At 41.2% G+C, this 25235-nt stretch carries 25 protein-coding genes; 14 read left to right on the top strand and 11 right to left on the bottom strand.

The window, feature by feature from the left end:
- Positions 1-36 precede the first annotated feature (36 nt).
- Positions 37-1230 carry a 4-hydroxy-3-methylbut-2-enyl diphosphate reductase gene (locus K1X76_06815; GenBank protein ID MBX7148783.1) on the bottom strand — a complete coding sequence of 398 codons (1194 nt, stop codon included), beginning with the start codon at positions 1228-1230 and terminating at the stop codon, positions 37-39.
- A 60-nt stretch (positions 1231-1290) separates the two neighbouring features.
- On the opposite strand from K1X76_06815, the gene K1X76_06810 reads away from it, so the two are divergent.
- The 3 genes from K1X76_06810 to nth all read left to right on the top strand — a co-directional run bounded on the left by K1X76_06810 (position 1291) and on the right by nth (position 4823).
- On the top strand, positions 1291-3027 hold the full coding sequence (locus K1X76_06810) for an acyl-CoA dehydrogenase (GenBank protein ID MBX7148782.1): 1737 nt from the start codon (positions 1291-1293) through the stop codon (positions 3025-3027).
- A 222-nt stretch (positions 3028-3249) separates the two neighbouring features.
- Positions 3250-4191 carry a M48 family metallopeptidase gene (locus K1X76_06805; GenBank protein MBX7148781.1) on the top strand — a complete coding sequence of 314 codons (942 nt, stop codon included), beginning with the start codon at positions 3250-3252 and terminating at the stop codon, positions 4189-4191.
- Between the two features lie 5 nt (positions 4192-4196).
- Complete coding sequence (nth, locus tag K1X76_06800) at positions 4197-4823, top strand: endonuclease III (protein MBX7148780.1); 627 nt, start codon at positions 4197-4199, stop codon at positions 4821-4823.
- Between the two features lies 1 nt (position 4824).
- Here the strand turns inward: nth and K1X76_06795 are convergent, their stop codons facing one another.
- Together K1X76_06795 and K1X76_06790 are read right to left on the bottom strand one after the other, a co-directional pair.
- Entirely contained in the window at positions 4825-4977 is a 153-nt protein-coding gene (locus K1X76_06795) for a hypothetical protein (protein MBX7148779.1), read from the bottom strand.
- A 128-nt stretch (positions 4978-5105) separates the two neighbouring features.
- A complete protein-coding gene (locus K1X76_06790; protein ID MBX7148778.1) occupies positions 5106-5420 on the bottom strand; it encodes a hypothetical protein in 315 nt (104 codons plus the stop codon).
- A 98-nt stretch (positions 5421-5518) separates the two neighbouring features.
- Between K1X76_06790 and K1X76_06785 the strand changes: the two genes are divergently transcribed.
- From K1X76_06785 to K1X76_06770, 4 genes are read left to right on the top strand one after another with little or no spacing between them, the layout of a single operon-like run.
- On the top strand, positions 5519-5938 hold the full coding sequence (locus tag K1X76_06785; protein MBX7148777.1) for a peptide chain release factor-like protein: 420 nt from the start codon (positions 5519-5521) through the stop codon (positions 5936-5938).
- Positions 5939-5956: 18 nt separating this feature from the next.
- Positions 5957-6727 carry an exodeoxyribonuclease III gene (gene xth, locus K1X76_06780; GenBank protein MBX7148776.1) on the top strand — a complete coding sequence of 257 codons (771 nt, stop codon included), beginning with the start codon at positions 5957-5959 and terminating at the stop codon, positions 6725-6727.
- Complete coding sequence (locus K1X76_06775) at positions 6724-7032, top strand: hypothetical protein (protein ID MBX7148775.1); 309 nt, start codon at positions 6724-6726, stop codon at positions 7030-7032. Before xth ends, K1X76_06775 begins: the two co-directional genes overlap by 4 nt.
- Positions 7029-7892, top strand: a complete 864-nt coding sequence (locus K1X76_06770; GenBank protein MBX7148774.1) for an alpha/beta hydrolase — start codon at positions 7029-7031, stop codon at positions 7890-7892. Before K1X76_06775 ends, K1X76_06770 begins: the two co-directional genes overlap by 4 nt.
- Here K1X76_06770 and K1X76_06765 read toward each other — a convergent pair.
- Complete coding sequence (locus tag K1X76_06765; GenBank protein MBX7148773.1) at positions 7889-8914, bottom strand: hypothetical protein; 1026 nt, start codon at positions 8912-8914, stop codon at positions 7889-7891. The two genes, K1X76_06770 and K1X76_06765, sit on opposite strands and share 4 nt — an antisense overlap.
- A gap of 20 nt (positions 8915-8934) precedes the next feature.
- Here K1X76_06765 and K1X76_06760 point away from each other — a divergent pair, with 20 nt between their 5' ends.
- On the top strand, positions 8935-9774 hold the full coding sequence (locus K1X76_06760) for an N-acetylmuramoyl-L-alanine amidase (GenBank protein MBX7148772.1): 840 nt from the start codon (positions 8935-8937) through the stop codon (positions 9772-9774).
- Positions 9775-9797: 23 nt separating this feature from the next.
- Complete coding sequence (locus tag K1X76_06755) at positions 9798-10133, top strand: SH3 domain-containing protein (protein MBX7148771.1); 336 nt, start codon at positions 9798-9800, stop codon at positions 10131-10133.
- A 76-nt stretch (positions 10134-10209) separates the two neighbouring features.
- Here K1X76_06755 and K1X76_06750 read toward each other — a convergent pair whose 3' ends face one another.
- Together K1X76_06750 and K1X76_06745 are read right to left on the bottom strand one after the other, a co-directional pair.
- Positions 10210-10587: a hypothetical protein gene (locus tag K1X76_06750; protein ID MBX7148770.1), complete on the bottom strand. Its 378-nt coding sequence runs from the start codon at positions 10585-10587 to the stop codon at positions 10210-10212.
- Between the two features lie 6 nt (positions 10588-10593).
- On the bottom strand, positions 10594-11604 hold the full coding sequence (locus tag K1X76_06745) for a putative zinc-binding metallopeptidase (protein MBX7148769.1): 1011 nt from the start codon (positions 11602-11604) through the stop codon (positions 10594-10596).
- Positions 11605-11867: 263 nt separating this feature from the next.
- On the opposite strand from K1X76_06745, the gene K1X76_06740 reads away from it, so the two are divergent.
- Entirely contained in the window at positions 11868-12485 is a 618-nt protein-coding gene (locus tag K1X76_06740; protein ID MBX7148768.1) for a TetR/AcrR family transcriptional regulator, read from the top strand.
- 114 nt (positions 12486-12599) lie between these two features.
- Here K1X76_06740 and K1X76_06735 read toward each other — a convergent pair whose 3' ends face one another.
- Positions 12600-13028 (bottom strand): DoxX family protein, encoded by a 429-nt coding sequence (locus K1X76_06735; protein MBX7148767.1) that lies wholly within the window; start codon positions 13026-13028, stop codon positions 12600-12602.
- 324 nt (positions 13029-13352) lie between these two features.
- Between K1X76_06735 and K1X76_06730 the strand changes: the two genes are divergently transcribed.
- Complete coding sequence (locus K1X76_06730; GenBank protein ID MBX7148766.1) at positions 13353-17600, top strand: hypothetical protein; 4248 nt, start codon at positions 13353-13355, stop codon at positions 17598-17600.
- 41 nt (positions 17601-17641) lie between these two features.
- Entirely contained in the window at positions 17642-18445 is an 804-nt protein-coding gene (locus tag K1X76_06725; GenBank protein ID MBX7148765.1) for a DUF4412 domain-containing protein, read from the top strand.
- Between the two features lie 15 nt (positions 18446-18460).
- On the opposite strand, the gene K1X76_06720 is transcribed toward K1X76_06725, so the two are convergent.
- Positions 18461-20032, bottom strand: a complete 1572-nt coding sequence (locus tag K1X76_06720) for an FMN-binding glutamate synthase family protein (protein MBX7148764.1) — start codon at positions 20030-20032, stop codon at positions 18461-18463.
- A gap of 123 nt (positions 20033-20155) precedes the next feature.
- Between K1X76_06720 and K1X76_06715 the strand changes: the two genes are divergently transcribed.
- The gene (locus K1X76_06715; GenBank protein MBX7148763.1) at positions 20156-21208 is read left to right on the top strand and encodes a hypothetical protein; all 1053 of its coding nucleotides are present in this window, start codon (positions 20156-20158) and stop codon (positions 21206-21208) included.
- Here K1X76_06715 and lexA read toward each other — a convergent pair whose 3' ends face one another.
- A complete protein-coding gene (gene lexA / locus K1X76_06710) occupies positions 21209-21781 on the bottom strand; it encodes a transcriptional repressor LexA (GenBank protein MBX7148762.1) in 573 nt (190 codons plus the stop codon).
- Between the two features lie 134 nt (positions 21782-21915).
- Positions 21916-23538, bottom strand: coding sequence for a VWA domain-containing protein (locus K1X76_06705; GenBank protein MBX7148761.1), 1623 nt, complete (start codon positions 23536-23538; stop codon positions 21916-21918).
- A gap of 605 nt (positions 23539-24143) precedes the next feature.
- On the opposite strand from K1X76_06705, the gene K1X76_06700 reads away from it, so the two are divergent.
- A complete protein-coding gene (locus K1X76_06700; GenBank protein ID MBX7148760.1) occupies positions 24144-24635 on the top strand; it encodes a hypothetical protein in 492 nt (163 codons plus the stop codon).
- A 4-nt stretch (positions 24636-24639) separates the two neighbouring features.
- Here the strand turns inward: K1X76_06700 and K1X76_06695 are convergent, their stop codons facing one another.
- The gene (locus K1X76_06695) at positions 24640-25233 is read right to left on the bottom strand and encodes a hypothetical protein (protein ID MBX7148759.1); all 594 of its coding nucleotides are present in this window, start codon (positions 25231-25233) and stop codon (positions 24640-24642) included.
- Positions 25234-25235: the final 2 nt, after the last annotated feature.

Here is a 25235-nt window from a genome sequence, read left to right as displayed (position 1 = left end):
AAACAAATGGATGCAACAATGCATCCATTTGTTTTGTCATAGTCTAAACGTAAGAATCTTCTTTAAGGTCTCTCCTAATTCTTGGTTAGGTGTAGAAGCGCCGGCTGTAAGACCAATGGAAATATTGCCTTGAGGCAACCAGTTTTTACTTTCAATTTGATGTTTTTGCCCAAAAGGCTTGTGCTTAATAAGTGTGGCCGATTCAACGCATTTAGCGCTGTCTATATGGTAGGTAGGCGCAATTTTTTCGGCAATTTCGCATAAATGATTGGTGTTAGAGCTATTATAGCCACCAATCACTAAAATAAGATCAGGTTTTTTATCTTTAAATTCCAAAATGGCATTTTGACGGTCTTGTGTAGCATTACAAATGGTGTCAAATGACATAAAATGATCTTTTAAATGATCATTTCCAAATTTTTGCACGAGTGTGTCTTTAATCATGCCTGCAATTTTAAGAGATTCGGAAGACAGCATGGTGGTTTGATTGGCTAGGCCAATTTTATTTAAATCGGTATCGGGATCAAATCCATCCGACATGCATTTGGCAAATTTTTGTAAAAATTCTTGTTTATTGCCGCCTTTTACAATGTAGTCGCATACATACTGAGCTTCGGTTTCGTTAAAAACCACCAAATATTTACCACCTTTAAAGGCAGCCACACGCGAGGTAGTGGCTTCGGTTTCTTCATGAAAATATTTACCGTGTACAATGGCCGTAAAACCTTCCTTGGCATATTTTTCTACCCGTTTCCAAACTACAATTACCGAAGCGCAAATAGTGTCTACCAGTTCACATTTTTTATCGACAAGCTGAGAGAGTAGCGATGTTGTTGTGCCAAAAGCGGGTACAATCACTACGTCGTTTGGGTGTACATCATCCAGTTCTGCACTTTTATAAGGCCCCGACAAAAATTTAACACCCATGTTGATGAGATTGGTGTTTACTAAAGGGTTGTGAATAATTTCGGTGGTGAGATAAATTTTTTTATCGGGATAACGTTTACGGGTTTCGTAGGCTAGTTCCACGGCACGGTCTACTCCATAACAAAAACCAAATTCACGGGCCAAATGGATGGTAATAGTTCCAAAATTTTTACTGTAACCGGCGCTTTTAAGCTCTTCAATAATATCGCTGTGATAAAGGTCTTTTAAGTCTTCTTTAATATCGTTTTTTAAACCAAAGCCCTTCCGGTTCATTTTTAGCTCTAAAATAGCCTCATTACTCATGGCGGCAAACTCACATAATAATGCTGGAAAATCAAGCGAGGTTTGTATAAAAAAAGGCCCATGACCTATCTTGCTAACTTAAACGATCTTGAGTTTAACCTCTTTGAATTCTTGGATATTTCCAAAATTTTGGCACTAACGCCGTATGCCGACCACTCGGTGGATATGTATAAAATGGTGCTTTCTGAAGCTCTCAAATTTACCAAAGATACCTTAGGACCCTTAAATCCCGTGGGCGATAAGCAAGGGACCAAGCTTGAAAATGGCATGGTAAAAGTGCCCGATGGTTTTAAAGAGGCCTTTCATACCTATGCTCAAAACGGTTTTATAGGAATGGATGTAAATCCTGAGTGGGGCGGACAAGGTTTGCCTCTTTTTATTACGGCAGCCTGCTGCGAATTTTTTTCGGGAGCGAATTATTCTTTTTTTATGTATCCCGGTTTAACACGCGGTTCGGCTCATCTTATAGAAACATTTGGAACCCAAGCCTTAGCGCGCAAGTTTTGTCATAAAATGTACGCTGGTGAATATTCGGGGACCATGTGTTTAACCGAACCCCAGGCCGGTTCTGGTTTGGGCGATATTAAAACCAGCGCTACCCCTCAAGAGGATGGTACGTATCTCATTCGCGGTAACAAAATATTTATCTCGGGCGGCGATCAAAACATGACGGACAATATCATCCATCTTGTTTTAGCTCGTGTTGTGGGGGATGCTCAGGGTACCAAGGGTATTTCTCTTTTTGCTGTGCCAAAAATTTGGGTTAATGAAGACGGTAGCTTGGATAAGCCCAACGATGTTAGCTGTGTGAATGTAGAGCATAAAATGGGCATTAAAGCTTCCGCTACCTGCTCACTTAATTTTGGAGAAAAAGGTACCTGCCGTGGTTATCTTGTTGGCGAGCAATCAAAAGGCATGAGCTATATGTTTCAGATGATGAATGAAGCCCGCATTATGGTGGGCGTGCAAGGGATGGCTATTGCCTCCAGCGTGTATCTTAACGCCTTAAATTATGCCCGCGATCGTACTCAGGGTGGCAACACTATTGTGAATCATCCCGATGTGCGTCGCAATTTGATGTATATGAAAGCTATCAGTGAAGGTTTGCGTGCCATGCTCATGGAAGCGGCTTTTATGGGCGATGTAGCCAAGTATTCAAATGATGCTGCCCAAAAAGCTAAGGCGCAAAACCGCATTGATCTCCTTACGCCTGTTTACAAAGCCTATTCGTCCGATATGGGCTTTAAAGCTACCGAAATAGCCATGCAGGTGTATGGCGGTTATGGTTATATTAGCGAATATCCCATTGAGCAATACATGCGCGATGCAAAAATTGCCTCGTTATACGAAGGTACCAATGGGATTCAGGCCCTCGATTTATTGGCGCGCAAATTGCCATCTAAAAATGGCGAGATGTTTCGCGAACTCTACGAAGAAATATCTGCTTTTGCCTCATCACTCTCTACAACTCCCGAACTTGAAAAAGCAGGCAAGGCTTTAAAAGAGGCTAACGATACCTTGGGTTCGGTTGTGATGAAATTTGCCGAATGGGGTATGGGAGGCGACCGTATTACGCCACAATTGGGAGCTACACCCTTTTTGGAAATTTGCGGGCATGTGGTGGTAACCTATGTGTTGCTTCGTCAGGCCGTGGTATGTCTTAAAAAAACGGGCCCCGCGTATACGGCTAAAATTCAAACCGCACTCTTTTTTGTAGATGAATTTTTACCTTTAGTACGTGCGCGTGCCAAATCCATTATCAATGGATCTAAAATTCCTATGGATGTGGAGTTTTGATTCCTTTTTAAAAAATAATGTGAAAATTTTAACCCTGGGTGTAATCAAAACCTGGTTGTATTTATTTTTTTGAAAAAAAGAGGCCTATTTATAAGATGACGCCTTCACCATTTCTGTGAAGACAGCGTATTGTGCTTGTGGAGTGAAGGCTTTAAGGTAGGGCTTCATTTTTTCAAAAAAATAAATACAACCAGGTTTTGATTAATAACCTTGGAGGTTTGCGTGAAAAAGAAATTTTTATGCTTAAGCGTTCTCGTTAGTTTTGGCTTTATCTCCTGCGGCGAAGGCCCCCGTCCTCAAAATAGTTATAGTTATTCCGATCAAAACGGATCTGTTACTAACCAACAATCGCAAGAAAACCGTAAAAAAATTAAAAATAAAGAAGGCGTTCGTCTTACCAATTATAAAACCAACGGGTACAATTTATATGCTGTAGATACCGATATTAAAATTGGTGAAATGGTGCAGGAGCAGCAGATGAAGGAATTTAAGCGTAAAAAGGTGGCTATTGACCCACCCGAATATGCTGCAGTTAAAACGCGCATTGAAAATATTGTTAAAAAAATTGCTACTGTTTCCGATAAGCCTAATTTCCCTTACGAAGTCCATATTTACGATAAACCCGATGTGGTGAATGCTTACTGTTTACCAGGAGGAAAAATTGGCGTGTTTACGGGACTTTTTTCTAAAGACAAGGGGCTTATTAATCCGGCTAATGATGATGAACTGGCCGCTGTACTAGGTCACGAAATAGCTCACGCTACCCAGCGCCATGTCACGCGCCGTGCGTCTACCATGCAAAGCTTTGGTATTTTGGGTGCCATTGCCAGTGTGGCCGTAGGGCAAACGGTAGGTGGTGAATGGCAGCAAGGTTTTGATCAAATGGTGAGCTTGGGAGTTAATCTTACTATGCCCAGTTATTCACGTAAGTTTGAGCGAGAAGCCGATCAAGTGGGTTTTTATTACATGACTAAAGCGGGCTATAAACCCGAAGCGGCTATTGACGTATGGAAACGTGCAGCTTCGCGTAAAGATGGTAAAGATTATAATTTCTTTTCGTCGCATCCTTCAAATGGAGAACGGGCTTCTAATTTAGAAGGCTGGCTTGCCGAGGCACACGATATTCAAAACAATCAAAAAATAATTGAAGGTGTCAAAAAGTAATGGGTATGTCCAAATTGGAAAAAATTCTTACAATACTTCAAAGAGAATACCCGCATGCCAAAACAGCGCTTCAATATAGTGATCCGTTTCATTTATTAATTGCTACTATCCTTTCGGCCCAATCTACCGATAAGCAAATTAATGCGTTAACACCGGCACTTTTTAAAAAGTTTGGGACGGCGGCAAAACTTGCCGCAGCGTCTCTTTCTGATATTGAAAAACTGATAAGATCCTCAGGTTTTTATAAAAATAAAGCACGCAATATTAAGGAATGTGCCCAGAAATTGGTGAAAGATTTTGGCGGACGTGTGCCGCAAACCATGGAAGAACTTGTTACTTTACGCGGGGTAGGACGTAAAACTGGCAATGTTGTGTTATCGGAAGCTTTTCAAATAAATGTAGGGGTTTGTGTGGATACACATGTTGCTCGTGTATCACAACGCTTGGGGCTTACTCATCATGCCGATCCACTTAAAATAGAACAAGATTTAATGGCTGCCACTTCTTCTAAAAACTGGAAAAAAGTGACTAATCTTTTAATTACTCACGGGCGAGAAGTTTGTCATGCTCGTAGCCCACAATGCGAAGTATGTGTTTTGCAAAAGGATTGTGATTATTTGAAGAAAAACTAAGCTATTCCAATTCCAAAATACGGCGGTTACGACGGCGCCTACGCACTTTAGGTCCCATGGGAGATTTAGAAATTTCCGTTTTATACAGCATAAAGCTGGCACCGGCCCAAGCTACTAAAACAACGGGGATTAAGTATAAAAATGTTTGATCCATGTTTTTATTTTACCCAGTTAGAGGTTAGTTCCGTTTTCATTCACCGGAAATTTTCAATATTGTAACCGTAAAGTTTTTTTAAAGGGAAGAGATTTTTTCTAAAAATAAAAAATATTTCTTTTAGAAGATTAAAATCCGGGAAACGAACTTACAAATTGTATTTTTACATCGGGAAAAGATTCAACAAACTGCACTTTAGTGTCTGGAAAATCTTGCACCATTTGCCATTCTCCACATTTATCCGGAAAGTTATCCACAGTTTTAACTTTAACATCGGGGAATGCCTGAACAACCTGGACTTTTATGTCTGGGAACGCATCAACAACTTTTATTTTTCCGTACAATTTATGTCCATTATACGAACAAGAGCCTTTATCCACAGATTCGGCGGCAAAAGTGGCAGTGGATAGAAGAAAAAAGAAGAGAGTAAAAAGTATTTTCATTGTTCTTGTTTATCAAAAACATTATCCGACACCAATTATTCTTTTTTAAATAAAAGTGGATGGTGGATAGTGGATGGTGAATGGTGTAGAAGACTTTTATGACCGATTTTGGGGTATCACAGGCCAAGTTAGATGATTTAAAACGCCGGATGGTAGTGCTTAATCTGCATGAATCTGATTTTGAAGAGGATTTTGTGCGCAGTGGAGGGCCTGGCGGTCAAAAAATCAACAAAACATCGGTGGCGGTAAGCCTTTTTCATCCTTCTTCGGGCATTCGTATCAAATGTGCCGAGTCGCGTTCTCAAGCTCTTAACCGTTTTTTGGCCCGAAGGCTCTTGGTGGAGCGTTTAGAAGCCATTGTTTTGGGCAAAAAAGCAAAAATTGTGGCCGAACGCGAAAAAATCCGCCGGCAAAAGCGAAAAAGAAGTAAAAGAGCTAAGGAAAAGATGCTGGCTGGCAAAAAACATCAGTCTGCTAAGAAAAATAACCGCAGTAAATCGTTTACATCCGATTATTAATTCACTAGATTTTTGCCCATGAAGCTCATCTCTTGGAACGTCAACGGTATCCGTGCTATTTGCGGCAAGGGTTTTAACGATTATGTAAGGGATGAAAATCCTGATATCCTTTGTTTGCAAGAAACCAAAGCCGAGCAAAGTCAGATTGATTTGCCCAAAGAAGCGCCTCATTTAAACAGTTATGCCGCTTTCTGGAATAGTTCCAAGGCGCGTAAGGGATATTCGGGTACTGCTATTTTTACACGCGTTGATCCTCTTAATGTTATTTACGACATGGGTATTGCCGAGCACGATCAGGAAGGGCGTGTGCTGACGCTGGAATTTAAAGATTATTATCTTGTGAATGTTTACACGCCCAATTCACAGGAGGAGCTAGCCCGTTTAAAGTACCGTGTTCAGTGGGACATCGCTTTTCTTAACTTTGTAAAAAATCTGGAAAAGAAAAAGCCTGTTATTTTTTGCGGCGATCTCAATGTGGCTCATACCGAAATTGATTTGGCTAATCCCAAAACCAATCGTTTTAATGCCGGATTTACCGATGAGGAGCGTGCAGGTTTTGATAATATTTTAGCGGCTAATTTTGTAGATACGTTTCGCATGTTCAATAAGGAACCTAAAAATTACACCTGGTGGAGTTATAGGATGCAGGCGAGATCCCGGAACGTAGGGTGGCGTATTGATTACTTTTGCGTGTCGGGAAACATGCAAGCTTGTGTTAAAAGTGCCTGTATTCGTGCTAATGTGATGGGGTCGGATCATTGTCCGGTGGGGATTGAGTTAAAGACATGAAAAAATTTCATATTGCTCTTTCGGTCAAAGATATTGAAATATCCGTTCAAGATTATTCTAAGCGTTTAGAGTGTGAACCAACTGTTGTTATTGAGAATGAATATGCACTTTGGCGTACCAACACTCTTAATTTTTCTATCCGGAAAGCTGAAAATCCTGGTACCCTCCGACATGTGGGCTGGGAAGATGATGAGGCAAAAGCATTTGATGCCGAAAAAGACGTGAATGGTATTTTATGGGAAAGATTTACTGAGTCATTACAGGCTCAAGAAATTGAAAATATGTGGCCAGGCTCTCAAAAATGAAACACATTAACATAAAACTCAATGGCCTTAAGCATCGCATTGCCACCTGGGGTTCTCCCAAAAAGCCGAAATTATTCTTAATCCATGGCTGGATGGAAATGGGATCCACTTTCAATTTTTTATGCGAGCATTTAGAGAAAGATTTTTACTGCATAGCACCCGATTTGCGTGGGTTTGGCCATTCGCAACATACCAAAAATAAGCTGGGGTATTTTTTCTACGAATATATTGGCGACGTGCATGCGCTCTTAAATCACTTTTCTCCTAATGAACCCGTCGATATCGTCGGCCACTCTATGGGTGGGAATATGGTGTCTATTTATGCGGGTACTTTTCCGGAAAGGATTCGTCATTTTATTAATTCCGAAGCATACGGCATTATGGACATGCCCGGAGAGTTAGGTCCAGAGCGCATGCGCACATGGCTGGAAGAAGAAATTCATCCTTTTAAAGCGTACAAAACCATCAAAGAAATTGCCGAACGCTTTGTAAAGGCCAATCCTAAATTAAAGCACGAATACGCTCTTTTTTTGGCGCGTCATATGAGCAAAAAGGTGCGCGCGGGTTATCAGATTGCCGCCGACCCTAAGCATAAGGGCAAAAATCCTTATTTGTTTCAGATGCATAATATTATTCCGTTCTGGCAAAAAATCACCGCTTCTTGTTTGCTTGCTGTGGCCCAAGATACTGAAATGGGGAAATGGTTGGGGAATCCTGAAGATGTTTTAAAAGAAGTGGAAAGGCGCCTGTCATATTTTCCAAAAAATTCTCAAAAAATTACGTTTCAAAACTGTGGGCACATGATTCATCACGAAAAACCGCAGGAATTTGCGAATGCAATTAAAAATTTTTTACTCTAATTTTCAATCATTTTAATGGCTAAATCGGCAATGCGTAGGGTGGCGCCAATATGAGATTGAAAGGGATGCTCATGCGGCGGCGGCGTATTTTCAAGAGTTTTTTCCAACAATTCTTTATTAGATATTGGTATACGAGTAATACCAAATAAATCGAAGGCACGTTCCAAACTTTTACCATAGGGTACAAGTTCAATGCTCACCACTTTTTTGCCCACAGCCAAGGCATCCAATAACGAGGTAGAATTATAACCCACTACAGTATTGGCCAAACCCCAAACACTGTACACCGCGCGTTCGGCCTCTAGTACTTTAATTTCTTTCAGTTCATTTAAAAAATCGTCATCGCATTTTTCTAAGGGATGTTGTTTAAAATAAATACTGTCGGTTGGAAAAACTTTTTTAAGACTTTCCAGAATATCCAAAAAAGGATGACGTTCGGGAAAGGGAATGCCGGTATTTACAAATAAGTATTCTACAGGCTGCGATAAAAATAACACACCATTGGATGCAGAAGTTTGCTTTTTAAGGCTTGCCAGCTTTTCAAAATAGGGTTGTCCAGTAATAATAATGCGCTTGGGGTTAAACCCTTCGCGGGTAAAACTTTTGTGGGTGGCTTCGTCCATCACACAAATATAATCGGTCATTTCAAAAAGCTCGCGCGAGGCATTGGTAAAACGGCGGTCTAGATTACTCCACTGGTCTATCACAACAAGGCTTGGAATATTAAGGTTAGAAGCCGTATTGCGAAATACTTGTTCAAACTCGTAATGACTGCTGGTGCCTGTTAATAAAAGTGCCGGTTTTAGGTTTTCAAGTTTTTCAATAACCTCTATGGGTTTTAAACGCAAACCTAATGATACAATGGGCGAGTCAATTTGTGAGGTGTGCTCGCGGGCCCAGCCTGATAGAAAAAAGGTAAAGTTAAAGCGATCGAGATTGTTAAGATGCTGATAAACAGGTAAAACAGCCTGAACAGCGCCTGGGTCGGATAATACAATGGCTATGTGGGGTTTATCGGACATCGGGTTATTGTGGGTGTAAAATGAAATTCAAGCAATATATATTTTTACTTTTTATAATACCGGCTTTTTCTGTGTGGGCGCAGGAAATACCGGGTTCTGCCCCCATTATTAGCGCCCGCATTGAGGAGGTAGAAGACCTTATTCAATTTTCGGGAGTGGAGGAAAAATTAAAACCCTTCATGCCCGAGTGGTTGGAGATTAAAACAGAATTAATAAACCTGAAAGGAAATTTTAATCATACTCCACCAGAAATTGAAGAACGTTTAAACCGTCTTTATTCTCGTATTTATCCTATTTTAGAAAAGCGAATGAAGAGTATGGACCAAACCATAGACGATAAAATGAATAAGCTTCTTGTTATTAATCACATTTCATTTTTGGGTCGTCACGATTTAGTTTTGCATCAATTAACACCTGTTGCCGGACGTTATTGGGGTTTTAGGCCTATGGCCGGTATTCATCATCTTGTTATTCACCACACAGTGAGTGATAGTGTGCCCCAAATTTACAAGCTGCATGTTCATTCGGGGTATTTAGATAATAAAGGGGCTCCGTATATTTCGTATCATTATCTTATTTTACAAAACGGAACGGTAATTAAGCTTAACTATTTAAGCGAGCGTGTATGGCAGGCTAAAAGTGCCAATCAAAGTTCTATTGGTATTGCGCTATTGGGAAATCATGACATTAAAGATTTAACATTGGAACAAAAAAGGAGCCTGGGTTTGGTGGTAAAGGTATTAAGGGAAAATTTACATGTGACGGCTATTAAAGGCCATCAGCAGATTGATGCAAAAAACGATAAAACCTTATGTCCCGGAAAGTATGGGATGGACGTGGTGAAGGGGTTGCAATTTTAAAAAAAACAGGAAACACTGCTATTATGAGAAAAAATATTTTGGGAATGGTGGTGAGTATATTGTTTGTCCCGGTTTATGCCCATGCCACGGCCGACGGGCCGGATTGCTGGGAGGTAAAAGGTGTGGCGGATAACGATGTTCTTAATATCCGCGAGGGAGCAGGAATAAGTTATAAAATTGTAGGAACTATTCCGCCGCATGCCAAGGGAGTAGCCAATAGTAACAATTTAGAATGTCCAGACGACCCAGCTAGTCCCAAACCCAAAGAGTGCGGCAGCGGATGGTGTAGGGTGACCTATAACAAAATAACGGGTTGGGTGAATTGTAAGTATTTAAAAGGATCGGGGGATTGCCAGTAAAATAAAAAGGCTTATCAAAGTGAGGCAGATGATTATTTCCTTTACGTGTTATGTCTCTGTCAGAATAAATATTTTTTTATGGATTATCCCTAACATCAATAATTCCACATTCTTTTTCATCACATTTTAAATAAAAAATCCCCGTTTCGCCCTGTAAATGAAGGCCAACAGAAGGGCCTGTACACATTTCCTTTAGCTCTATACCGGTGTAGGTAATGGTTTGGGTGGTTGGTGCTTTTCCTTTTATGGTGTCACTCACTTTTAATGTGAGTGTGTATAATGTTCTTTTTGTGCAGCCTATTTCTTGGGTTGGACCGGCTACTTTATTGCTTGTGACCGTGGCTTTTACCACTGTGTTAGAGAGTGAGTCTAATTGCTTATCAGTAAGCGGCGGTAAAGCCGAATGAGCATAAAAGGGAATTAATAAAAATAGGGCGATCATTATTTTTTTCATAAAAAATTACACTCTTTGCTTTAATTTACCGGTTAGTCTTCGGCTAACTGCCATGGATGTTAAGAGAGAAACAAGATCAATAAGTGTTTCGGTTTCCGTTTTGTAAACGAGTAACCCCAAAGTATTAGCACGAGCCTGCAGATTGTGAATGAGTTGATCGAGACTATATTTTTTTTCACCCGACCAAAGTGATACTTTGGTCATCATTTCTTTTTTGTGGCGGCTAATGAATACAGAGGCCTTTTTGCTTCCTTCTTTTTTGTCGGCTGTAAAAATCTTTTTTAAATCTTGATCAAAAAAATCGGGATAATCTTCGGCATAGTCGCGTCTCTTTTTAATGTAATGATTTTTAAGACGCGTTTTTAGTTTTTGAATCGAGTAATTATACTCGGTGCGCGTGGTTAGCGGTGGTGTACCGGTAATGCCTGCCATTAAACTTTCAACACATTCCAGTTTTTTTAAGGCGCCCCAGCGCGAATAATGTTTTTTGTAGTTTGAAGAGGGATTAAGCCATACAGCAAAGGTTTCGGCAAAGTCTTCGTCGGGGTCGCATTGGGCATAAAAATTATCCAAATTACGCACATAATTTTTGCTGTAAAAGCGGGGACGGTATGAATCGGGAGTTTCTTCAGACGGTTTGCCAAAAACTTTTTGATAAGCCTTTGTTTTGGTAAGCCCATAGGCATGGGCTATGGCGTGGCCTGCCTCGTGTCGTAAAATACGCATACATTCATCCAAAGTGCCGCCTTCTACATCAGCCATCATGTCTTCTTCGAGTTTGATAAGACGCGGATGCACCAAATAAAAAGGAATTCCAATATTAGTGGCATCGGTGGGCACAAACCATTCGTCTGCCAAAAAGCAGGAGGGGATAAAGTTAATTTGCTTAAGGCTAAGCTCTTCTCCTAATTGGTTAATAGCCGGGGCTAAGGGTTCTAGGCTTAAATCGAGCTCACAAAAACGGAGATTTAATAACTCGTCGTTAGTTAAGGGGCTTAATTTGGTTACTGTGGCCATAAAACCTTAAAATGATGTAATTTTTTAGCCTTTTATGGAAATTAATTTTCCCATAAGAGGCTTCTCTCGCTTAGCGAGGATAGGGGCTAGAGGCAAGGGTAAAAAATATTTTTTTTACCCTCATTTTTTTATTACGAAAGTGTTGACATTTTTGGTCATCCTCCCTAGTACCCATGTCAGCTCACTGGCAAGGGATTGGGTTAAATAAAGGCATTTGCAGGTGGAGTGAATTTATTTAAGCAAGCCCTTGTTAAGTTTTAAACATGAACCGCAAAAAACGCGAACAACTTATTTTAAACGCCGCCATCCAAGTGTTTCATCGCGAAGGTTACGATAAAACATCGGTATCGCAAATTATAGACGAAGCTGGTGTAGCTCGTGGCACGTTTTATTTGTATTTTAAGAGTAAAAAAGATGTTTTGGCCTTACTGTTAAACCGACTTTTTACGGATGTTATAACGGGATTAAAAGCGTTTGAAGGAGAAGGTACAAAACGTGAAAAAGCAAGCCCTGTGGTGGCCGCTTTAACCCGCGATGCCTTGTTGATTCAACTGCTTTTATTTGCTTCACACACAATAGATGAAGAGTTTCAGGCACAAATTAAACAATTTGAAGATGAAGTAGTAAAGCGGATAGCAAGTTGGCTTGAAGCGGGTGTTCAAAATGGGATTTATCGTCCCTTAAAGCCTCTTGTAACGGCCCGTTGCTTTTTGGGATCGGTAAAGGAAACTCTGGTTTCGTGGGTGCGCGGCGAAACGCCCGAAATGGAACCTGTCATTGAAGCTTTAATCGATCAATTTAGCTATTCTATCCACCAACCCGAAGTGTTGTTGGAAGCGCTCGCCGAAAAAACTCTGAGCTTACCCGAAAACTTTCACTAGTGTTTGTTCAAATTAATTCATTAAAGTAAATCTAATAAAATTAATTTGATTACAAACACTTGTACAGCATCAAAAATAACAAGTTAAATAACGCAGTACTAAAACTTTTTTGTTTTATATTTCAATTCCGCTTTGTTTCTTTTTACAGAACAAGGCGTCTAAGCTGTATTTCCCCGCACCGTTCATGATAAAAAAGAAGGCAATCCACATGAGTGTCATAGGGTATTCGTAACCGTTGTTCGAAGAGAGTAAGCCGTTTTTAAAGTGTACCTGCGATACCGCCACAAACATGGTGGCAAAAACACCAAAGGCTGCCAGCGGAGTAAGAAGACCAACAATTAAACCAAGGCCACCCAAAAATTCGCCGGCTATGGCAAGCCATACTAATTTATCGGGCATGGGCATTCCTAACTGTGTAAACACGCCAATGGTAGCGTCCAAATTTTGAAATTTTTGATAACCATGAACGGCCATTACAATGCCGGTATAAGCACGTAAAATGGTTAAAGCCAGCGGCGCTAATTGTTCGCGAATTCCTTTCATAAAAGCCTCCCTTTAGTTTTTAAAATAGTGAAAAATACAATTTCATGATTCATATCATAAGGTTTACTAGACAGAAAGCACGAAACCAAAAACGGTGTTTTTTTCTTTTTAAAAAGTTTAATTTTTTTTGAATGAGGTAAAATCCTATGATTTCCGCGTCTTGACGCATGACGCACCGTATAAAAAACTTATAAAAATCAACTAGATATTGACTTATCCACAAATCTCATCAGACAATCCACTACGTCAATTCCTATCCAAGAAAATAGAAACTGTTTCAGACTGTGAACCAATGTGCGCTTTTAACCATGGAGGGAGGATCCAATGGTAGAACGAACAGGGGACTGGGTTTTAACCGATCCAACGCCCAACACACCGTTACAGCTAGCCGATTACGAACATCCGCTTAATCAGAATTCGCCTTTTAGAGTGGCGGGTGTTACCTACGAAGACTTTTCTAGTTCTTGGCTTTCCACTTTTCACGACATGTACGTTACTCCCCCGCGTGTAGAACAATTTTTAGGTTGGTGGCTTGTTCAAAATGAAGATGAGATTAAAGCTCACTATCCAACTCTTGATGACGGTATCAATTTTTCACAATGGGAGGGGAGCTGGCAATTAAGTTCATTAACCCCTTCCTATCAAATATTGCCTTCTACCCAGCCCTACAACCCTAACGATTACCCCGTGCGTTTGGGGGTAGATGAGGCCGAAGTGTATGCCGAAATGGTGCCCGATGGTCCCGAACGAGCCGATATTCCATATGCGGGCGGTTTGGTATCGGTGGAGTACGATCAAAAGTCACGGGTGTGTTTACATGCCCAAATTACAGGCGGGCATTTACAATCGGCTACAAAAACTACATTGGTTACTTTTGAAAATACATACGTGTCAGTTGATAGCGCCGACGTATTGGAAGCTATTTTTGGTAATAATTTTATTCCACATGATTCGTTATTACTTTTTCAAGATTTAACTAAACGATTCACACGTCTATTACAGCTTGAATCGCTTGTGGTGGTGGATGGACGCATAAAACTTATCATTAAACCCAATATTAATCCCCTTTTTGGGTCTTATTTTCCTCAAACTCTTTCTCTAGATCTTTCCATGTTTTTAAAGGGCCATGGAGTTTTGGGTCAAATTGCTAAAGCAGGATTATCCGATACCACTACAGATGTAGATTTTTGGGAAGATGCTTACCGCGAAGGGAGTCTAGGTGGTGGACAAGGCTTAATTAACCAACTTCTTCCTTCTTGTTACCGCATAGGCTTGTGGAGTCGTCATGTGAAGGCTGATGTTAACGTAGACTCTTCTAGTCTTATTTCACGGCTAGCAACCGAAGACGGGCGATTTAAGCTTTTAACCTCATCGTGTGGGAGTGTTGAAATTGAGGCATCGGTCCCTATTGCTATAAACTGGAATGGCAAAATCATTAATGGTCATATCGATACACGCCTGATGAGTGACGATCAAATAAATTTTGGCGGGTGGTGTGAATTCTATTTTGATGAAGTTCCGCTCGATTTTCCGTTTGATACTTATGGACAGCTATACTGGAAAAATATTGTCTTAGAAAATAATGCTTGGGATGCCGGTAGTATTTTTTCAAAAATTCTTTTTACCTTTGAGGGTAGTCTTAGTTTGTATGGGAAAAGTCCTCATTTTATTACCGGGGGTGGAGTTTTTGCCGTAAACGGTGATGAATCTCGTTTAACGGTTCAGGCCTTAAGCCAAGGGCGTGATGAAACTATACCACGCTTGGCTAGCGCTTCTGTAAATTTATCCGAACAAGATATTGATTTTACGCTAAAAGGGATGCGGCTTGAAATTTTAAAAGATGTTTGGGTAACTTTGGAAGAAGTGACGGGGCATTCCAAAAAAGAAAAAGATGATGTAACCACCACTATTCATGGTGTTTTTAAAATTGAATCCAAAAATTCTCTCCTGTTTGACGAAACCATTCGTTATCAAGGAACCGTGGTCTACGATATCAAGCATCAAACTCTACAATTTAAAAATCTTAATTTACCTCTCCGCAATATTAATTTTTCTTTGCAGTCAAATGGAAATACAAAAAGTTTTGTGTTTAACGGACGAGTAGTGGGTTCTCCCATTTTTGATTTAACAAAAAAAGAACTCCGTGGACCTCTTGTTTTAAAGGGGAATTTGTTATCGCCCAATAGCAATTTGCCATTTTTCCCAGCTTGGGTGGCCATGCAAGATGATTTTACACTGAAAGCCCGCTTTGAAGGCGTGCTTGAACCACCCATGCATGGTGACATTTTGGAAGGTAGTTCACATGCCGGCTATACGTCTATCAACAACATGAGTTTGTCGCTTAACCGTTTATGGCAGGAGGAGGGTAAAATAAAAATTGAAATGGATGTAAAGGCAAGTCCTGCGGGTTATACAGAAACACCCGAAGAACAAGAAGACATTTTGGAGCCCGAAGATAATACAGACCCATTAGAAGTTCAGCCTGCGTCTCCTTATATTGTTCGTGAAGCTGAGCAAAGTTTAAACGATTGGGATGTGTTTTTATCGGACTACGGTTTAGATGAAGAAAAAGCCCGTATGATGCTTGATGTATCGCAACATATTCGTGATGGCTCATTTACACTGACTGGTTTTTCGTTTACGCGCAAAAGACTTGGCGCTCTTACAGTACCTGCCGGTTGCGAACCAGTTTTAGATATTAGAGTTCATAACGGTAAATTGATGCAATTTCATTTTTATTTTACCCGCCCTCTTTTATTTGGAGCTGTTAAAGCCGTGCGTGGTATTTATTTTGATCACGATACCGGAAGCTTTAGACTCGATTTGGTAGATCCATCGGATGGAAGACGGCCAATTAATATGTATCAAACCAAAGAGAGCGATTTAAAAATTACCCGGTTACTGTTTAAAATGCTGCCTCTTCCCGATAGCGTGGTGGCACATTTGTTGGAAGAATCTAAACTAGACCCCGATTTTTTAAACGACAGTACTAAGGGCTGGCTGCAATTTTTCTTTATGGCCTTAGTAGCCATGGGAAACCCTCTAACAAATCGTAATAGTGAGGAAGATAAAAAAGAATCGCCTCTTAATTGGGGGCATGCGGTTATCAATATTAATTCGTTACAATTAGATGAAGGTGCGCGTTTTAAGTACGGTGGTGCCTTTTTTGAATTTGGATGTGCTCATGGCAACAGTCCACACGATGCGATGGATGCCAATAATTCTATTACCGGTAAAATTTCTTTAGCCGATGGCAGTATTGAGCTAAAAATGGCAACTATAGGTAAGCTGCATATGAGTGCCCCCTTAGGTAACGATAATACACCCGCTTTTGACATCATTCTGGAGGATGGTGATCATGGAACGTTAACTCTCACCGGAACCGATAATGAATCTACTATCAGCATTGATGGTTTTACCTTTAGAAGAGCCAGTATTATGGGCAGCGCCAAAGGCGGGCATGTTAATATTAGCGAGGCGCGTGATATAAAAATTAATACGCTTCAAATTATAAAATCCGAGTGTGACACAGGTGAAAATACTACGCTTGTAACCGATTTCGATTTTAATTTAGCACGTGGATCATTAGATTTTTCCAAAGGAAACAAAGAAGCTCATCTAGAAATGGAAAATTCACCTGTTCATTTAAAAGCCGAAATTTCTCTAGAGAATGTGTATGGAGATGCAAACGATGAATTTGGGGATGGTTTTGCTGAACACCGTAAATCCCCCATGGTATTTACAATTTTTAAGAAAGGAACCTGGGAAGTAAGTTCTCCCAGTTTATATTTTCCGCGCGCCACTTTTACGCCCGATATGGAGTTTGAAAATTCAAGCCTTAATCATGCCTTTGTACGGCTGGAGGAGTCGGCCGAGATGGTGCCCAGTATGGATATTGAAGGTGAGTTTGATTGGCACATGCAAAAACCCATCACCCTGCGCCTGGCGGCAACGCCCGTGATGCAAAAATTAAATCCTAAACTTGTATTAAACCGGGTTGATTTTTCGGGTGCCGGACATTTGGTATTTACCGGCAATCACTTTCATTTTGAGCCTATGGGGCAAGCGCCTTTGTTGCTTCATGTGGCAGGCGAAGTGGGAATGCATATTTCAAGCAACCATGGCGAATCGGAATTCACGTCGCATTTTGATAATACTCAACAAATTACTTCGGGCGATTTGGCTATAGGAGCTAATCATGGAAGCCTTCCTCTTTTTATTGAAAAGTTAGTTCTCGACCAAACTGCTATTAATTTACAAGATGGCCATGGTGTTTTTTATGTGACTACACCCACGGGTGCCGGCTACTCGGAAGTTCGTTTTACCAATGCTACCGGTAACCTGCAGTTTGAGGATGGAGTGCTTGAGCGTAGCAATACGCTTGTGGTAAATGGTTTATCGCTTCAGGTAAACGACCACGGTCCACATCGTAATAAACTGAATTTAAGCGGTGCAGTAGTTGTTAATGCCGATGGCTTACGTTTTAGCCGTATAGCCATTAGCGGTAGGGCTTACGACGAACAAAACCAAGCTTCTGTTTCAAATTTAAGTCTCGAAAGCAGGCCTCAGTAGCTTATCTCCCTCTTGACTTTCGCGTATTTTGGAATATCAACATGGCCATGCGCCTTTTTTATTTTTTTCTTACTTTTTTATTTTGTACCAATGCCTTGGCCGGAGTGATGCTGGCCAGTACCGAAAGTACAGTGGGCTCCAAAGGTATCGAGTCGCGTATTTATTTAGATAATGTGGGAATGCGTGCCGAAACAAACGGGGATACCGTTGTTATTTTTAGAAAAGATAAGGGCGTGTTATGGATTTTAAACAATGCCGATAAAACCTATGTGGAGCTTGATAAAAATACCATGACGGCTATGACTGCCAAAATGAACGAGGCCATGAAGATGATGCAGGATAAAATGGCCAAAATGTCTGTAGCAGAGCGGGCTCAAATGGAAAAAGCCATGGCCGAAAATAATATTCCACTTCCCAACCAGGCGCCACCCAAAATGACCTATACCAAGGCCGGCCGTAAGGAAGTTTTAGGTAACTGGACAGCCGATGTTTATGAAGGCTCTAGAAACGGGATTAAAGTAAATGAAATTTGGACTATTGATGTGGGTACAAGTGGTGTGGGTGTTAGTGAAACGGCTGTAATTGCTGATTATGTAAAGTTCATGAAAGACTTTTTAAAAGACATGAATTTGGGAGGCTTTACCGATTTTGTTGGCCCAGGTCTTGTTTCAAACGAATCGTACCAAGGTTTTCCGGTTAAAACGCTTGCTTTTGAAAACGGCAAAACTACAGCAGAAACACAAATTACTTCTATTCAAAAGCAAAGCATTCCATCTACTCAGTTTGAAATCCCCGCTGGTTACACTAAAGCTCAGGCCAACCCCATAGGCGATTTAGACATGTAATTGAAATTAATTTGGCTAAAATTTTTCGGCTTTAGAAAATTTCCAGTCCAGTTCCATAGAAACAGGTATTTTATTTTCCAGAAGACTTCCGGGTTCAAGGGAAGGGTAGATATGCTCATAGCTCATCACTTCGGTGGCGCTTATGCGGCGCATGATGTCTTGTCGCGATAATTCGCTGGGATGTTCAAATCCTGCTGTTCCTAAAATTTCAAAAAATTCTTTTACAGTGGCCCGGTGGTAATTGGTGATGTGTTCACTTTTATCTAAAATATCCAAACCTTTTGTAAGTTCTGGATCTTGTGTGGCTACACCCGTTGGGCATTGATTGGTGTTACACCGCAAGGCCTGAATGCAACCCAGGGCAAACATCATCCCGCGGGCAGAATTGACAATATCGGCGCCCAAGGCCAGTTTAGTGGCAATATCAAAGCCGGTAATGACTTTGCCACTGGCAATAATACGGATATGCGGGCGTAAATTGGTTCCTGTTAACACATCATGCACAAAGCTAAGCCCGTCATTTAATGGAGTTCCAATAGAGTTAGCATAGGATAGAGGAGCGGCCCCCGTACCACCTTCGCCGCCGTCAACGGTAATAAAGTCGGGTACAATTTCTGTTTGTAGCATGGCTTTTACAAGAGATAAAAATTCACGCCTTTTACCCACGCACAATTTAAATCCAACAGGTTTTCCTCCCGAGTGATCACGCAGGAGTTTGACAAAATTGAGCAACTCAATAGGGGTTGTAAAGGCGCTGTGTTTGGGAGGGCTAATGACATCTTGTCCCATTGGTACGCCGCGTATGGTGGCAATTTCGGGAGTAAGCTTAGCTGCTGGCAAAATGCCACCGTGTCCGGGTTTGGCGCCCTGTGATAATTTTATTTCAATCATTTTTACCGGATTTAGGCAGGCTTTTTGGGCAAAATTTTCAATATTAAAACTGCCGTCGTTGTTGCGGCATCCAAAGTAACCCGTTCCAATTTGCCACACCAAGTCGGCATCGTTTTCTAAATGATAGGATGAAAGTCCGCCTTCACCGGTGTTGTGGTAAAAACCACCGCTTTTGGCTCCTCTGTTAAGAGCAATGATGGCATTTTTAGATAAAGAACCGTAACTCATGCCCGATATATTCAGTATGGAGGCCGCATACAGTTGTTTGCACTGTTGGCTTCCAATTGAAATACGCGCATCTTTATGAACGGGTTTTGGCGAAATGGAATGGTTAATCCATTCGTAACCTTCTTCGTAAACGTTAAACTGAGTACCAAAGGAAACTGTATCATTTACTTTTTTAGCACGTTGATAAACTACCGATCTCATTTCGCGGCTAAACGGCCGGCCGCTGGCGTTTGACTCAATAAAGTATTGCTGAATTTCGGGACGGATTTCTTCGAGCAAATATCTAAAATGGCCAATCACCGGAAAATTACGCAGAACGGTATGCTTTTTCTGAAACATATCGTAAACACCAAGACCAATAATAGGAAGTAAAACAATGAGACTGTATAAAATGGGATGCCAAACAAGTGAGATAAGCCCAATGGCGAGTAAAATTTCGATGGAAAGACGAACAAATCGTTTACGCATGCTAACCCCTTAAGTCATATATCATAACATGGCATATCAGTTTGGGGCGATCATTTTTTTAAAAAAATCTTACTATAAACGAGAAGTTGCCAACATCATGAATAGTGTTAAAATGGAAAAATCGTGTCTCCTAAAAACGACAATACCATTTCCGATGACGATGACTATGATCGTTATTTTAAGATTTTAGTTCAACTTTTTAACATTAAAAATGTGGATTTGGCGCATTATGCTTTTGCTTTGTTGCGTTTAGGGCAGGTAGAACGAACGGGCGCCGATCCGTTATTTGAAGCACGTGACATGCTGGAAGATTTAATGGGATTAAATAGGCTCACACTTCCTAAAACCATGTTTAAAGATCCCGATAAAACACATTTGCGCCTGCATCTACTTTCTTACATTCATCTTACCGAAATGAATGCTCCCTACCATGTGCTGGCCAATATTTTACGCGTGCGTTTAGGGATGAGTTATACCTTGTATCCTTTCCCTGAATTTGAAAAAAAACTGGTAAAAGTACCCGAGTACAAAAAGGGGAAAAATTTTAAGCCGCCAACACTCAAAGCTAGTTCGTTTAATAAGATTACCGAAATAAAACGTTTGGCCCAAAAGGCTGATATCCCCGAGGTTGGAAATATTTTTGATGAGTTTTATTTTAGTACGTTGCGTAATTCTATTACTCATTCCGATTATGCTCTAGAAGATGATGAACTGCATCTCATGCACAAAAAAATTTTGGACCCTCAAAATCCGGGTCGTCTTACCGACCGCATTAAAATTATTGATCTAAAAAAAATTATTGCTAGGGCCTATAATTTTTACACAGCTTTTTTTGCCTTGGAAACTTTAGCGCGCTCTTACTTTGCTAATTTAAAAGGAAGTTGCCAACCCTACGATCAACAATTAAAAGGCATGATTGAATTTTTAATAGATGAGGATGAATTAATGGGTGTAAAAGTGCATTGGCCCAATAAGGTAGAATCATCTTTTAAGCGGGGTGCCGAGGGTTGTGATAGTGAAAATTTAATTATTCGTAAAGACGGCCGCGTAGAATTTGCTGCAGGCAAAATGTATTCCGATCATGCTCCTTTTTCGCCGTTAATTCCCAAGGGGGGGAAGCCGCATTATACCTCTGCCGAAGGCAAAACTTTGCCCCCGCATTGGCCTAATAAATAATTAGTTATATTTTCTTACAACCCCATTTACCACACCGCCTAAAATAAGTTCTTCTTTGGGATACAAGGGTGCATATTTGGTATTAGCGGCTACTAAGCGTACTTCGTTACCATTTTTTTCAAAATATTTCAGCGTCCACGCGCCATCAATTTGCGCCAATACCACATCGCCATGATGCGCCTTGCGTTTGCGATCAATCACCACCAAATCGCCGGGTTTAATGCCTTCATCAATCATGGAATCACCAGTGACGCGGAGTAAAAAAGTTTCAAAAGGATCATCTACCAAAAAGTTATCCAGCGAGAGCGTATCAAAATGCTGTTCTTCGGCATCGTGCGGGATACCGGCAGCAACCGTACCCAACACGCGCAGCGGAACGGACAGTTGTTTGGGTATAAGCTTGCCCATTTCGGTTTTTTCAATCATCCCTTCTTCTACCAAGCGATCCACTAGGCGGGAGGCCGCGTTTTTGGAAGCAAATCCAAATAAACGGCAGATTTCGGAGTAAGAGGGAAGTCGGCCTTCGCGACGGAAAAAACGCCACAGGCACGAACGAATTTCTTCGGTTTGCATGTTGAGTCTCATGCTCTGAGCATGCGTGAACGATCGTTCACAAGTCAAGAAAAAAGAGAAGGTGGCGGATCGCTTTTCGCAGATCGCTCATCGCAAACAAATTATATGAGTCTGACGCGATCTGCGATACACGATTAGCGATAAGCAATTTTATCCTTAGCCAAATCCCGGGTTTTAGCCACCAGGCTTACAAACTCGTGGCGATAACCGTTAGCATCTTCACCCAAACCCAAGTTAGCCCAGTTCATAACCTTGTCATATGTCGTGGACCCTTTAAATTCGGAATCGCGCACTAGCATCCCAAGACCTGCCACACTGGCGGCAAAGTGGAGATCGGCCGAAGCGATACTAAAATCGGACGGAGTGCCTTCTACCGTTTGGCTTAAGAGTTGGCTCGTAGAGGCTTTAGGTTCTTTATAACGCACCTTTAATGTCGCCCATTCGCCGACAGTGTCGGTTTTTTGTTCTACCTGAGAATATTTTAACGGGTCCACGCCGGGGAGCTCGATTTTTACACCTACGGGCACAATTTCATAAAGCGCTGTTACCGTATGCCCTGCACCCATTTCACCCGCGTCAATTTTATCGTTGTTAAAATCCTCATCTTTTAAGAGGCGGTTTTCGTAGCCAATTAAACGATACGCGGCTACTTTTTGCGGGTTAAATTCAATCTGGATTTTTACGTCCTTGGCTACAGTTTCAAGAGTTGACCCCATTTCTTCCACCAGCACTTTTCTAGCCTCCGAGAGCGTATCGATATAGGCATAGTTTCCATTGCCCTTATCGGCCAACTTTTCCAAGGTAGCATCTTTATAATTACCACCACCAAAACCCAGCACACTTAAAAACACGCCGGTTTTGGCTTTTTCGGTAATCAGGCGTTCCAGCTCGCCCGTGCTGGTAACTCCCACATTAAAATCGCCATCAGTAGCCAGCACCACGCGGTTAATGCCGTTTGCTATAAAATTTCTTTTAGCCACCTGATAGGCTAGTTCAATACCTTGGGCACCGTTGGTGGAACCGCCGGCTTCTAGGTTATCAATCGCTTCTAAAATTTTCTTTTTATTGCTGGTGGAATCCAGCGCTAAACCCGAAGCCCCAGCATACACGGCAATGGCCACGCGGTCGCCTGCGTTTAAATTTTGAACCATCATTTTTAGCCCCTGTTTTAAGAGGGGTAATTTATTGGCATCTTGCATGGAGCCCGATACATCCACTAAAAATACCAGGTTCGCAGTTTTGCGGTTTTTCTGTTCGGTGTCGCGTGCCTTAAGGCCTACCTTCAGTAAAGCGTGCGTGTTATCCCAGGGGGCTTGCGTCATTTCGGTATGCACACCAAAGGGGTCCTTTCCGCTAGGTTCGGGATAGCTATAACTAAAGTAATTGATCATTTCTTCAATGCGCACCGCATCTACCGGCGGGAGGGTGCCGTCTTGAATAAAGCGTCTAAAATTGGAGTAAGAGGCGGTGTCTACATCGATTGAGAACGTGGAGAGGGGATGGGCACTAGGAGCTAAAAAGCCATTGTCGGTAATTTTGTCGTATGTTTCAGTATTAAAATTGGGGTTAAAGCGAGGGGGTGTTTGGATATATCCTGTAATGCCCAGCGATCCACCAACCTGCATGTTTTTCATCTCGTATGCATGAGGGGGTGCTGCAGGATAAGGGTTTCCCTCTATTGTATCTTCAAACGAAACGGGTGTTTCGTCTTGGCGGGGGCTTGGTTTTTGAGCGCAGTACATCAGCGCATAGCCCATAACAATCACAGCAAAAAGGGTTGCCATAAATAAAGAAGTAGAATTGTATTTTTTCATAAAAAGCCTCCAGGGCAGGGGGAACGGAGGCTTGGAGAAGGGAGATTTATTTTTCTGACATTTTTATCCTAGTCACGTTGATCTTTGTATCGATTTGACCCAGATTTTGTGACGCATGTTTGAAAATAAACAGAGGGTCTATTTTGGGGTGCATTAAAAATAAATGTAATAACAATAACTTATTATAGGGTTAGGTTTCATGTGTGTGTTTGTACTAAATGGCACCCCCCTTGCTTTCATCTAACAATAGAATTTTTTGATCTTTAAAAACTCCCTCCATACCCATTAAAAGACCAGCACTGGTCTAAACCTAGGTCAATTGGTCTCTAATTTGTCCCAAAACCGTTGTGTCCTTGTTTTGAAGGAGTGGTTTTTGGATAGGTTTTTGGACCAAGCGGGTGGCCCTTACCCGGGGGCCACCCGTTTTCTTCTAAAATAATGAGTTGGCGGCTTAAAAAACATTGTACAAAAACACCCCAATTGTTACACTTTTTACTTAAGGGTGGGATGAAAGTGCCGTCAAGAGGTTAGGGGAAGTTTAAAAAATTATGCAAGGCTTACAACTGGGGCTCACCCTCCAATCACACAATACCGATTTAAAAAAAGAAGCACCACGCGCTTTTAACCTAGCCAAGGATTATACGCTTGTTGTTGATTTCAATTACAGCCAGCGCATGGGGCGCGACATGAATACTTTTTCTACATGCACTACCATTAAAAATTCTGCGTCATTGCGTCCCAATATTGCGCTGCTTCATCAAGCTTATTCCAATTACAACGGTTCGCTTTCTACCTACGTATCGCCGCACAAATTTGTAAGCGGCAATATAGGCGGTGGCAGGCTCGATTTGCGTCAGGGCAGTTTATTGCTGATGGTGCGTTTTAACATTAATCAAAATGGTGAGCTTGTAGAAGAAGATCAAACCAACCGCCCGGTAGGTAAGGTACTTACCGAACTTTCGTTTACCTTTGAAAAAGACGGGCGTTATTTCTTAAAAGCCCTCTGCCCCGAGTTAAAAGTGGTTTCGGTGAATGAGTAGTTTTCTAATCAGGGTATAATTCGACAAATCTCTGCTCTAATTCTTTTAATACACTTTCAACGGAATCACTATATTGAGTTTGATAATTTGGGCGAACGATATCCAAGATAGTTGTTAAATTTTCCTTAAATTTCTCTTTATCAAAATCAGGATTTTTTGTGAGATCTACAAGGTAGTCAAGATAGAGTGCTTTTTTGGCGTTATCTAAACTTTCGTTATAAAAACACCCCAATAATAGAGATGTACTCTCATTAGGAAAAAATTTAAAAAATCTTTGCGTTAACTTAAGTAAAGCGTCAGACATTTTGTTATGAGTATCTGTATCATAATTACTTTTGAAATAGCCTGCTAGATCGCGTCTCACGTAAAGCTCTGCAACCTTTTTCCACTGGGCTAAATTAGCCGTATTTGTAAATTCTGGCAGGTAAGAAGCATCTGTTAGTTGCAGTATATAATCAGTGGCGGCACTATAGTTTGATTTGTCCGGGTCATGCATTGTTCTTGTGATCCCTGTATCTACTAATGCTGATTCTAATGCTGTTTGTAATTGATCCATTCTTGATTCAAAACTATCCGCTTTTATTTCAGGTGCGTGCATGT

The organism is bacterium (assembly GCA_019695305.1).
Taxonomy (GTDB): Bacteria; UBA10199; UBA10199; order UBA10199; family JAIBAG01; genus JAIBAG01.
Note: the sequence above shows the minus strand (reverse complement) of the source record. Positions and strands in the feature narration are given on the sequence as shown.